The 11679-nt window shown below is 45.5% G+C and carries 9 protein-coding genes, 1 tRNA gene and 2 pseudogenes; 1 reads left to right on the forward strand and 11 read right to left on the reverse strand.

Annotation, left to right across the window (positions count from 1 at the left end):
• From BN93_RS07145 to BN93_RS07155, 3 genes and pseudogenes are all read right to left on the reverse strand, one after another.
• Window positions 1-216: pseudogene (locus BN93_RS07145) on the reverse strand (CPBP family intramembrane glutamic endopeptidase); the annotation flags it as partial.
• A 109-nt stretch (window positions 217-325) separates the two neighbouring features.
• Window positions 326-1240, reverse strand: a complete 915-nt coding sequence (locus tag BN93_RS07150; RefSeq protein WP_019187656.1) for a bifunctional riboflavin kinase/FAD synthetase — start codon at window positions 1238-1240, stop codon at window positions 326-328.
• A 4-nt stretch (window positions 1241-1244) separates the two neighbouring features.
• Window positions 1245-3866, reverse strand: coding sequence for a calcium-translocating P-type ATPase, PMCA-type (locus BN93_RS07155; protein WP_044260166.1), 2622 nt, complete (start codon window positions 3864-3866; stop codon window positions 1245-1247).
• Between the two features lie 177 nt (window positions 3867-4043).
• Here BN93_RS07155 and BN93_RS07160 point away from each other — a divergent pair.
• A tRNA-Ile gene (locus tag BN93_RS07160) sits at window positions 4044-4117 on the forward strand.
• Window positions 4118-4728: 611 nt separating this feature from the next.
• Here the strand turns inward: BN93_RS07160 and BN93_RS07165 are convergent.
• The 8 genes and pseudogenes from BN93_RS07165 to BN93_RS18575 form a co-directional block, all read right to left on the reverse strand.
• Window positions 4729-5199 carry a hypothetical protein gene (locus tag BN93_RS07165; RefSeq protein ID WP_019187658.1) on the reverse strand — a complete coding sequence of 157 codons (471 nt, stop codon included), beginning with the start codon at window positions 5197-5199 and terminating at the stop codon, window positions 4729-4731.
• 75 nt (window positions 5200-5274) lie between these two features.
• Window positions 5275-6852, reverse strand: coding sequence for a hypothetical protein (locus tag BN93_RS07170; protein ID WP_019187659.1), 1578 nt, complete (start codon window positions 6850-6852; stop codon window positions 5275-5277).
• Window positions 6853-7197: 345 nt separating this feature from the next.
• Window positions 7198-7593 carry a hypothetical protein gene (locus tag BN93_RS07175; RefSeq protein WP_019187660.1) on the reverse strand — a complete coding sequence of 132 codons (396 nt, stop codon included), beginning with the start codon at window positions 7591-7593 and terminating at the stop codon, window positions 7198-7200.
• Between the two features lie 1007 nt (window positions 7594-8600).
• Window positions 8601-9167: a DUF3267 domain-containing protein gene (locus BN93_RS07180; protein ID WP_044260072.1), complete on the reverse strand. Its 567-nt coding sequence runs from the start codon at window positions 9165-9167 to the stop codon at window positions 8601-8603.
• A gap of 293 nt (window positions 9168-9460) precedes the next feature.
• Window positions 9461-9943, reverse strand: coding sequence for a hypothetical protein (locus BN93_RS07185; RefSeq protein ID WP_019187662.1), 483 nt, complete (start codon window positions 9941-9943; stop codon window positions 9461-9463).
• Complete coding sequence (locus tag BN93_RS07190; RefSeq protein WP_019187663.1) at window positions 9933-10445, reverse strand: RNA polymerase sigma factor; 513 nt, start codon at window positions 10443-10445, stop codon at window positions 9933-9935. The genes BN93_RS07185 and BN93_RS07190 overlap by 11 nt, the downstream gene beginning before the upstream one ends.
• A 297-nt stretch (window positions 10446-10742) precedes the next feature.
• Window positions 10743-11207 (reverse strand): MaoC family dehydratase, encoded by a 465-nt coding sequence (locus BN93_RS07195; RefSeq protein ID WP_019187664.1) that lies wholly within the window; start codon window positions 11205-11207, stop codon window positions 10743-10745.
• A gap of 95 nt (window positions 11208-11302) precedes the next feature.
• A pseudogene (locus tag BN93_RS18575) lies at window positions 11303-11679 on the reverse strand (hypothetical protein); the annotation flags it as partial.

Genomic DNA, 11679 nt, shown 5'->3' on the forward strand with positions numbered 1-11679 from the left:
GCGCGATATGGGCGCCCACTTGCACCACACAAAGAGGGCGATAAGGATTACACTGCTCACTACACTGCTCAGCGTTAGGGCTTTGGCACTGGCAGATGGTGGGTGTTTTATCGAGTCGTCGAGGTAGAGAGCCACGAGCGAAACCACAAACTGTACGGCGATGAATGCCACAAGGTAGCCTAGCACGTTGAGAATAAGCCTGTTGTTCTTTTCCATATATTGTGTTTGTTTTAATTTATCAATGTTTGTCTACCAGCCGTTTAAATGGCATAAAAGCCTCATCCTTGCCTTGTTTCCTTTTGACAAGGGGCAGACGTAAAGCCCATCACCCATTTTGAACAAGCCTTCTTGCCACTTCTTCATCTTCTTTCATCTTCGCCTTCAGCTGGTCTATCGTGTCGAATTTCACTTCGGCCCGAATGCGGTCCACGAATGCGATGCGCATGTTTTGGCCGTAGATGTCGGCCGAGAAGTCGAGGATGTTGGTTTCGATGGTTACACCCTTTCCGTTGAAAGTGGGGCGATTGCCGATGTTGGTCATGCCCATCAGTGGGCGTTCGTAGCCTTCAACCTCCACCCATGTGGCGTAAACGCCGTTTTGAGGGAGCAGTTTTTGAGGGTTTTCTACCAGCAGGTTGGCCGTGGGAAAGCCCATTTTGCGCCCCTCTTGAAAGCCCGGCACCACCTTTCCACCTAGCGAATAGGCGTAACCCAACAGCGCATTGGCCTGCCTTACACGCCCTTCGAGCAGATGAGTGCGTATGGCCGACGAGCTGACGTGCACCCCATCGGGTTCAAATTGCGGTGCCTCTACCACCTGGATGCCCAACATTTCTCCATATCGGCAATAGTCTTCGAAACCTTCTTCGCGGTTATGGCCAAACTTATTGTCGTAACCGATAACCAGTTGGCCCACGTTGAGCCGTTCTTTCAGCACCCGCTGCATAAACTCGCGCGCCGTAAGTGTGGCCATGTTCTGGTCGAAATTCAGCACCATCGTATGGTCAATGCCCGTTTCGCACAGCAGTTTCTGTTTCTCTTCGGGCGTTGAAAGCAGCTTAGGAACAAACGATGTTTGCACCACTTGGCGCGGATGTGTGCCAAAGGTAACAACCATCGAGGGCATGCCCAGCCCCTGAGCCAACTGCCGAACATGGCTTATCAGGTAGCGATGGCCTAGATGCACGCCATCGAAAAAGCCGATGGTGGCCACGCAAGGAGGGGTGTTGTATGTGTGCATGGCGTTAGGCGGGGTTGGTTGATGGGGCTTTGGGTTTCAGTCTGCGCCACACTTCGCCCGCCCACATCACGACAGACGTTGCGCCAATGATAACCAACCACTCTGTGAACGACAGCGGAACGGTGCGGAACATGCGACCGCCGAAGGTTACAATGAGCCATTGTCCGGCCAAGATGAGCAGCAGAACGAGCAGCAATCCGCGGTCGGCATACAGACGACGGAAGGTGCTATGGTGCGAATTGAGCGTCTTGGCGTTGAACAAGTTCCAGAATTGCAGCATCACAAACGCCGTGAAGAAGATGGTTAGTTGGTGCGTATCGAGTTGCCCTCCGCTTTCGTTGCGGAAGTAAATGAGCAGGGCAAAGAGCATGGCGAAGAACAACAAGCCGCAGAAAATGATGCCACGGGCCATCGGTGGAGAAATGATTGGGGCGGTTTGCTTGCGCGGTCGCTCGCTCATCACTTCGCGTGTGGGTGGCAACGAGGCCAAAGCCATAGCCGCAAAGGTGTCCATAATGAGGTTTACCCAAAGTATCTGCGTTACGGTTAACGGCATTTGGGTGCCGATAATGGCACCGCCCAGCACCAATAGCAAGGCCGTGAGGTTAACCACAAGCTGGAAAAATAGGAAACGGCGTATGTTGTTGTAGAGCGAACGTCCCCACATCACGGCGCGTTCGATGGAGCGGAAGGAGTCGTCGAGCAGGGTCATGTCCGATGCCTCTTTGGCTACATTGGTGCCACTGCCTAGCGAAAGACCCACGTGGGCGTGGTTCAGTGCAGGGGCATCGTTGGTTCCGTCGCCCGTAACGGTCACCACCTCACCACGTTGTTGCAGCAGGTTAACCAGTCGTTGCTTATCGGTGGGCCGCGCACGCGACATCACTCGCAGCACTTTCACCCGTTCGTAGGCGGCCTCATCGCTCAATGCGGCGAAGTCGGGACCCGTTATTTGCGCCTCGATGGGCGTATCTTTGTGCCATATTCCTATCTGTCGGGCAATCTCAATGGCTGTTGCAGCAGTGTCGCCGGTAACAATTTTCACCTCGATACCTGCATCAAGACATTCTTTTACGGCTGCGGGAACGTCCTGACGAATAGGATCGCTGATGGCTGCTACACCTTGAAGGGTAAGTCCCTGCATGAGATTGGCATCGGCAAAATTAACTTCCACCTCGCCGGGCAGTGGCTTATAGGCAAAGGCCAAGGTGCGCATGGCCTTGTTTTGGTAACTTCTCAACAGGTGGGTTGTGTCGTTTCGCTCCTCGTCGGTTAGCGAACAAAGGCCCATGATAGTTTCGGGTGCACCCTTTACAAAGAGAAACCGCTGACCGTTTAGGCTGGCAACGGTGGCCATGTACTTGCGTTCGGTGGAAAAAGGCAGTTGGTTTTCTACCTTGCCAACGGCGCGCAGTTCACGATAATTATGGCCATTAGACCCTAACCACAGCAGCAGGGCAATCTCGGTTGGGTTTCCTATGCCCGATGTAACGTTGCCTTTGGTTTCCAGATGGGCCGTGGTGTTCAGCGCAATGGCATCTGCGAGTGGCGTGTCGGGTGCGAGGATGCGCATCTCTGCCACCTGCATTTTGTTCTCGGTAAGCGTTCCCGTCTTGTCGGTACATATCACGGTGACGGCCCCCATCGTTTCGCAAGCGTGCAATTTGCGCACAAGGTTGTTGCTTTTAAGCATTCGGCGCATGTTCAATGCAAGGCTCAACGTTACGGCCATCGGCAATCCTTCGGGCACCGTCATCACCAATAGCGTTACGGCCATCATGAAATAGCGCAACACAACCTCGGCCATGCGCATGTAGTCTTGGCCTTGCCAAAGGGGATTGGTAAACACATCGTGGGCAAGGAACACGGCAAAAGCGGTAACGGCCACGGCAGAACCCACCTTGCTGATAAGCTTGGCCAAGTGGTCGAGCTGCTGATTGAGGGGCGTTTTCACGGCCGTTAGTTCGGTGGCCTTGCGTGCCACCTTGCCAATCTCCGTGCCATCGCCTATGGCTGTTACCCTTGCAAGCCCGCTACCATTCATCACCATCGTAGAGCGTAGCACCACATTGGTGGGATAAGTGGCCTCTTCTTCGGCCACGTCGGGCGTTGCGTGCTTGTTGATGATGGGTTCGCCGGTGAGCGAAGACTCGTCAATCTGCAAGTCAGACGATTGCAGCAACAGTCCGTCGGCAGGTATTTCGTCGCCCACTTCAATCACCATCAGGTCGCCAGGCACCACGTCTTTGCGCGCCACGGTGGTAGTTTGTCCGTTTCGGCGCACCTTTACGGGCTGCTCTTCGCCAAGGGTTGTGAGCACGTCGAACTTCTTTGCGGCATCTCTTTCAAAGTAAAAGCCGATGGTGGTGGCTATGATGATGGCCAAGAATATGCCTATGGTTTCGAGAAACTCGCCGTTGATGAACGAGAAAACGAGCGAAACGGCAACGGCCACAAGTAGGATTTGGATGATGGGGTCGCGGTACTTGTCTATGTAAAGTGCCCAAAGCGAGGCTCGTTTCGGGGGTGTCAGCACGTTATATCCGTGTTGCTCACGGCTTTTGGCAACCTGTTCGTCGGTGAGTCCTTTGTTGTCGAACTTTTCTGATGTGGTTTCTATACTCATTGATACGTCTATATAGTTGTGTATGGGGCACATTTCCCCAAGTATGCAAAGATACATAAAAGTGCTTGAACTTGATGTTGCCCACCTCATTTTTACGTCTTTTTGTCTTAATTGTTTGGATATTTGGCGCAAAACTACTACCTTTGCACTTGCAAACAACCCCTATGTGGGTGGTTCGGGCTTTTAGCTCAGTTGGTTAGAGCAACAGACTCATAATCTGGAGGTCCTAGGTTCAAGCCCTAGATGGCCCACGAAGAACTCATAAATTAAAGTTGAAGATTTACATTAAATGGAAGAGGAACTGCCGTGAGGCAGCTCCTCTTTTTCGTTGTGGGGCTGGGGAAAACAAGTATGAGCGGGCAAAGTGGACTATGGTTACTTAGCTGTGAGCGGTGGCATAAGGTTAGACGAGGAGCAATTGTTAGAAACCGTAACAAGTGCATTAAATCGTAATCGGTCTGACGAACTGATTACGGTCTAAATTTCAAATCATTGAGAGGAGTTGCTTGTCTTTGTGTAGTAAAACCAAGATAAACACCCCATTCACGTACAATATACCGACCTAAGATACAACAAAAGCAGCAATTCCGCCCCATCCGTCTGTGGCAAACTGTGGTTGTGCCTTGAAAAAGGAATGAACGGATAAACTTGTTAAAAAGGGATGACGGAGTTAAAGTCAAACAGAATTGGATTTGGAAAGCCATAAATGCCGCGTAAACAAACAAGACACCTATATTTACTCCGCGTAAAGGTTTGTCAATGCCATGCTGTGCATACGTTACATTCTTCTAACAGCAATTTTCCAAAAGCAATTCTGCTTGGCTATAAGTACACGAAATATTTTCTACTGTAAAATTAGCAATCAGCTATAACTTATTATTTCCAAACAATACTTATTAGTAACATCATTTTCCGTTGCTGCACCCCATCTAATTTGCTCGATGCTAGAAAGGCTGTCTATTCTATTGTATAGCTCGTCAATAACGCTCAAAATGTCTTCATCATTGATAATAAAGTTAATGATGATTTTGCTTTCCCATTTTTTTGAGTCGGCATCAATCTTTTCATTTACTTCTGCCAAGCTGTTTCCTCTTATCGTAGAAAGATATATTTTATTAGCCGAAGACAGCCCAATAAAATCTGCCGTCACTAACGCCATTAGTACTTTTTTACTACTTCTATACCCACCAACACTACAATGCATCTGTTCAACCTTGTCTTTCAAACAGGTTTTTTCATAGCCACTTATAGTGCTGCTACTTAAATCTAACTCTATACCTTTTTTGTTAAACGTCTCAGATTCGAGAATACTTATTATATCAATTTTATTCATAGGCGATAAAGATGTTTAAAGGGTTCTATATTAATTGTAAGCTCTCTTTGCGTCTTATGTTTAACGCGGTGATTATTATTTCTTCTTTCTTAAATTATACGTTGCCGCCATTAGGCATAGTGTTGATTTCGAGCGAATTAATTCCAACTCATTTTTTAGCGTAGGAATCATTTCCAGCATTTCAACAATATGCTTTTTGCTATTCATTACCTTGTTTGCTATGGTCGAAAAGTTGGCGACAGCAATGGATAAGTTGTTTTCTTTGGCAACTTCGCGTATTATTTCCGTCAGTCTTACCATAGTAGGCAGATTCGATATGTTTTCTGTAAGCACTTCACTTATCTGCGGTGTATGGTCGATATGGATTTTGCATAGCTGGCTTATTTCCATAAAACGAGTAGGCGCAGTAGCTTCTCCTGTTGGAGTCAGCATCCTGGCAGTTGTTTTATCCAGTAGCTTAACAGTTACTTCCTTGGTTGTAGGGTTGATGATAATTGTATCATTCTCGCTCAGCCTAGCTAAAATAAAGCCACCTTTGTCGGTTATTACTTGTATTTCTGCAATGCAATCATCTATCCACCTATTAAACCATTTGTAATCGTCCTTACGCTCAACGTGTTTTGCTATAGCTTTGCTGCTTAATCTAAATAAGCGGTTGATGATGCTTATAGGGAAAAACACATCCTTACCTTCACTCATACGGTTTTGAGTAATAAGTCTGAAACGGAAATTATTCTCGATCGTTTGGTAATCATAAGTGTTTGTTACACCACTAATTCCTAACAGGCTAACACCAGTAGTTTCTTCTTCAGGATCCTCCTCATCGGTTGAGTCGCCATTAATAAACTCTTCATTGATGAATTGTCCATACTTACGCAAGGCACTAAGCGCATCTCTTAAAGAAGGAATTGGCATCCACTGAGAATCGTTGTTGTCAATAGCATATTTCAATTTTTTGTCTAGTGATGTAAAGAGGCCAAGAACCTGCTCTTCCTTTTGGGCTTTCAGAAATGTGGGTATTAAGCTGAATAGGCCGCCTTGAAGTGTTTGTGATTTAGCAGAAATAGCCTGAGACAGCGTGCGATTCAATCTTTTTAGTCGAGAGATGTAGCTTTGAGCACTTGCTTTTCCTTTCTCATCAGTTGTCCTTAGCCAATGTATGAACTCTTCTTCTGCAAACAATTGTTTGTAGACATTTGCTCCTTGCATAACTGGTATGTTGCTTTTCTTACCACTGAATTTAGGTAAAACCCACTCTTCTATAAAACGGCGATAGTTTCTGAAGGCACTTCTCCAGTCGCTCACTAGCTTAGGGGAAAAGCCATAATCTTCGTTCTTAGCCAACTCGAACCATTCATTAACTACATCAAGATATTTATCAAACAAGGAAGACACACCCTTAATGTCGCCTGCCACAATTTTTTGAGGTAGTAATTCAAAGAAATCTTCTTCAGATGAGAACAATTGTTTATCTGCCGATTTGATATAGCTAATGTAGGCATTGGCTACATTCTTGGTTTTCTCGTTGTTAGTAAGCATCCATTCCTTATACTCCTTTGCCATATAAGGAACATTAATGTTCAATACGTCTCTTTCGATTTCTCTTTGGAACTCTGCGTCTAATGAGATTAGGTAATCTATATATCCTTTCATGATAAATATGTTTATAAGTTTAACATATTGCAAAAGTAGACATTATATCTCAATGAACCAAGGATAAGTTTTTGATAATTAATCAGCATCTCGTTTTCATAAGCAAACAGATTAGCAAATCCAGTCAACTCACATACGCGTAAATCTCCCCCAACGCACAAACTCGTAAACTCATAAACTCACGAACCGACACGCCCGTCAACTTGAATTCTTACCAACTTGTTAACTTGATTTTTGCCAACTCATTAACCTATCAACTTGTTAACTCGTCAACTTGAAATCTTGTGAACTCGTTAACTCGTCAACTTGTCAACTTATAACCTTGTCAACTTTTCAGCATAAATTTTAACACAAAAAGTGCCATTTTTGCGCACCAATGGTCCACCTTGCCGCAAAAAATCGATTCTCGCGAAGGTTAGTTTTGATGCTAAGAGGGGTTAACCTGCGGATGCAGCAAAATGAATTTTTATTTAAAGAGACCATCATTCGCACCCGCTTTTGGGCTTTGCTGCTAAACGTAGTGCAATATGCCGCTAAACGCAGTGCGTTTTGGTGCAAAATGCAGTGCGTTTTGGTGCTAAACGCAAGGTAAAATGGTGCAAAATGCAGGGTGTTTTGCTGGTAAATGCAGGGTAAAATGCTGCTGAATGCAAGCAGAAAAGTATAAACATCCACCGCAAAAGTATAAATATAACCCTTTAGAGCCATTACAAACATGGTAAAAAAGGGCAAAATGATCATTAAAAAGGGGTGTTTTGGGGGCTAAAAGCGAGTTTTTGGACTTGAAAAATGGCGGGCCTGCGATCAAACTAGAAAGGCAAAATGGTGCAAAATGCAGGTTCTGTTCTTAAAAACAGACAGAACAAGAGGATGGGGAGGATGAAAAAAGTGGCAATTTACCTACTTTTTAGCTTATATTTTCGCTAGAACGGAGTGAAAATTAGAGTGGCATTGTAAAACAAAAAGCAACAATTTAAGTTTTTGAGTTGGGGAATTGGTGAGGCTGTTAGTTTGTAAGTTGATGAGTTAGTAAGTTTTTGGGTTGATAAGTTGATAAGGTTGGTGAGGTTGTGAGTTGGTAAGTTGATGAACTTGTAAGTTTTGGGGTTGACAAGTTGATAAGGTTGTGAGTTGGCGAGTTTGTAAGTTGAGGAGTTAGTAAGTTTCAGGCTGATAAGTTTATGAGGGTGTGAGTTGGCGAATATATAAGTTAAGGGGGTGGTAAATTGATGGGGTGATGTACTCGGAAGTTGTCGGGTGTTCGTGAGTTTATCAGCCAGTAAGTTGATTTGTGCTGTACTTCGTATGCAAGCGGAGTGTTTATCTTGTGTTGGCATCACAAAGAAAACAAAACCCTCTCAATTTATAGAAAGATTAAAAGCCAAGACGGATTCATGGTTTGAATAACGTTAGTATAGCCGCTGAATGGCCTTTTACGCTCCCCCCATTGTTTGTCGTTTCAAAACAATTTCCATATAAATCGAGCCGAAAATTTGGCTGTTAGTTTCTATTTCAGCACTAAACAAGCGTCATCTTTCGTGAAATAATATTGATAAGGAGCCTTTATCTTAGCATTATTTGTTACTTTTGCAGCTATAAGGTGGGTTGAAGTATAACATTAGCTATTCAGAAGTAGCCCGTACAATCTCCTTCTGAACGCACGCTCTATCACATGAATATTATGAGCAGATATTAGGCCTGTAAACAGATTGAGTAGTCTGTTTACAGGCCTTAAACTATTACCTTATTCAATAATCCTCCTCCAAAATCATGCAGCCTGCTTCTTTTGGATGATCCAACACCATGTTCGCGGCGGGTTCTTTGCGTATTTTCCACACAATCAAGATGTCGCCCGCGGCAGCAGAAACGAATAAGACACCCCATCCAAGCAGCAAGATACTTTTAAAAGGATAAGCCAATACCAAGGGGATGATGCCTAGAAGCACGAGAGGCATTAAGGCACCGATGCAATATTGGCGAACCGTTAAGGGCTCGGAGCAATGGCAATAGGGGGTGAGCATCTCCCAAAATACACCGAATCGAATGCTCTTAAATCCCTTTTTGGCAAAATATGCCCACGTTAGGCCGTGTATCAGCTCGTGCACTACTATGCCTGCCATAAGTGCAACGAACACACTCAAGAACGTTAAAAGGGAGTTGTGCTTGGGAAGAAACTGTATGTGGAAGTCTTCAAATGTTGGAAAACCCCACACAAAATACCAGACAGACGAGCTTAACAGCAATACGGCAAAACAGAAGATTGCCGCAAAGATGTTGGCCCAAACGAGGTTTATGGTCATTTTCCGTTGTTTCATATTATTCTGTTAATGGGGAATTAAAATGGTATTGTGTTGACTGTATGCCAATAAGCTAAATGCAAAAGTAACGAATATCTTTGTAAAAAGCGTGGCTATACATGCCTAAGTTTCTCACTTTTTCTCAATACGCCACCTTTGATCACCCACCAAAAGTAAAGGCCGCAGCACCTTTTGGGTATCTGCGGCCGTTGACCTTACGTTAGTATAATGAAAAATTTGAGAGAAAGAAGCTTCACAGCTTCGATGTTGTTTTACTAAACATTGTTATTGAGAAAGCATAGAAAAATTTCTTATTTAATGATGTTGAGCGAGGCGGCGGGTTCGCCCGACTTCTTCAAGGTGTCGATGATAGCCGAGTCGCCCAGGGCAACGGACGCCCCTTTCTCCACCTTATTATATCCTGCCATGCCTGCGGGCGAAGTGGGTTTCGTTTGGAACGACTCTTGCGCGGCATTGCCCAACGTGAGGAAGATGGCCACAACAGCGGCAGCTTTGAACAGCGGCATGAGGCGTTGGGTAAGCGTAATGGTACGCGCCTTCACCTTAACAGGCTCTTCCTCGTGGATTATGGCCAACAGCTTGCTGTCGAAATCGGCACCCAGATGTTTCGCCTTGCCCTCCATTTGCTGGTAGGCGAAGAGCGGTTGGTATTGGCGCAGCTCCGCAGGAACGTCCTTCTGACTGAAAAACGCACGCAGGATACCTTCTTCTTCTAATGAAGTTTCGCAGTTCCAATAGCGCTCCAATAGCTGGTTGATATATTTATAATCCATAATCATCTGCATTTTTGAACTTTTGTTTTATCGCTTGCCGTGCCCTGAAGATGTTTATCTTAACCTGTTCTTCGGTCACTTCCATTATCTGGGCAATCTCGCGATAGCTTTTTCCCTCGAACTCTCGGAGCTGCATGCTCGTCTTTTGTTTCTCGGGTAAGGCATTGATGATGTCTCTTACAAGCTTTACGCGGTCGTTATGCAACATTTCCTCGTAAGGATTTGCCGTTAAGTCGGGCTTATCGGCATGTGCATCTTCAATTGAGGGGTTGTTATGTCCTTTCCGTTTGATGCTGTCTAGCGCCAGATTTCGACACACCGTCAGGCTGAAAGCCTCGATAGAGTCTAGTTCGTCCCAGCGTTCCCGTCGGTTCCAAACCTTGATGAGCGTATCTTGCACAATGTCTTCGGCATCGCGAGCATTAAGCGTAATGCGCAACGCCAACCTGTATAGTTTGTCCTTTAAGGGCAGAATGTCATTGCGAAAGCTTATTTTGTTCATCTCTGTCTCTGTAATGAATGACGATTGGGCGCAAAGGATGTTACGCACGCTAACATATTTTAACCAAAAGAGAGGGCGATTTGTTATGCCGCCAGCCACCAAAACGCCTCGTATCAACAACAGATACGTACGGCATCAGCAGCTTGGAACAACAGCACAAGGTTGATGGAGCTGCACTACCAGCCGCTTGGAACCATGCCCAAGAAAACCGGTAGTGTAGCGATGCAATAGAAAGCGCATTCCGAAAGGCCAGCAAACGGCTTTTTGCGGGGGTACGGAATGGGCTGTTATGAGGTTTTATTCGAAATAATATAAGAAGGTGGCGATGCCTTCGAGTGCCGGTTTGCGCTGTCCTTCGATTTCAATCTTAAACTCGATTTCGGTTTTGCAGATGCCGCGAATGTTGCTGATGGCATGCAGTTTAGTAGCCAGTCGCACACGGCTTCCCGTCACCACGGCCTGTCCAAAGCGCATCTTGTCCATGCCATAGTTCACCAACATCTTGATATTGTTCACCTCAATAATCTGTTCCCACAAGTGGGGCAGCAACGAAAGCGTAAGGTATCCGTGTGCGATAGTGCTCTTAAACTGGCTCTCTTGCTTGGCGCGCTCCACGTCAACGTGTATCCATTGATGGTCTAGTGTGGCATCGGCAAAGAGGTTAATGCGCTCTTGGTCTATTTCCAGCCACGGCGAAACGCCCAGCTCTTCGCCCAAATGGGCGGCAAACTCTTCGTAAGAGTTAACAACTAATTTGCTCATTGTGATATGTTAATGATGATGTGATACTAATTTTTTGTGGCCGCTAAGCCGTAAACAACGGCGAAATTACGCAAAAGAATTGAGGAAAACAAATGTTATTTTATTTTGGGTGCCGTCGGAAGCCATTTTACCAAAAGCTTATAAGCCAAATGAAGGTCATCGTATATTTTTAGAAGTAGAATGATAAAGAGCCGCAAAAGCACAAGATAAGCTTCGGTATGTGCATTCACATCGCTTGGAGGAGGTGTATTACCATGTGCATACCTATTTCTATACTCATAGCCATTAGTGAACTCTACGTTATCTGTATAAAAGCTAAAATACTTCCGTTCTTCCCTACTTAATAGATGGTCATCAGTTATTAGCCATCCCTTCTTTATCATCTCATTGGCAGCAGCCATTCCCTGTTCATCAAGATGCCAATAAGAACAAGCACTATACTCCCAGATATGCTTGAGAACTGTAAGCATCC

This window comes from Prevotella conceptionensis 9403948 (assembly GCF_000312305.1).
In the GTDB taxonomy this organism is placed as follows: Bacteria; Bacteroidota; Bacteroidia; order Bacteroidales; family Bacteroidaceae; genus Prevotella; species Prevotella conceptionensis.

Coding starts and splice junctions, on each gene's coding strand:
- BN93_RS07150 (WP_019187656.1), bottom strand. CDS start 1,240: ATGCACACATACAACACCCCTCCTTGCGTGGCCACCATCGGCTTTTTC.
- BN93_RS07155 (WP_044260166.1), bottom strand. CDS start 3,866: ATGAGTATAGAAACCACATCAGAAAAGTTCGACAACAAAGGACTCACC.
- BN93_RS07165 (WP_019187658.1), bottom strand. CDS start 5,199: ATGAATAAAATTGATATAATAAGTATTCTCGAATCTGAGACGTTTAAC.
- BN93_RS07170 (WP_019187659.1), bottom strand. CDS start 6,852: ATGAAAGGATATATAGATTACCTAATCTCATTAGACGCAGAGTTCCAA.
- BN93_RS07175 (WP_019187660.1), bottom strand. CDS start 7,593: ATGATCATTTTGCCCTTTTTTACCATGTTTGTAATGGCTCTAAAGGGT.
- BN93_RS07180 (WP_044260072.1), bottom strand. CDS start 9,167: ATGAAACAACGGAAAATGACCATAAACCTCGTTTGGGCCAACATCTTT.
- BN93_RS07185 (WP_019187662.1), bottom strand. CDS start 9,943: ATGGATTATAAATATATCAACCAGCTATTGGAGCGCTATTGGAACTGC.
- BN93_RS07190 (WP_019187663.1), bottom strand. CDS start 10,445: ATGAACAAAATAAGCTTTCGCAATGACATTCTGCCCTTAAAGGACAAA.
- BN93_RS07195 (WP_019187664.1), bottom strand. CDS start 11,207: ATGAGCAAATTAGTTGTTAACTCTTACGAAGAGTTTGCCGCCCATTTG.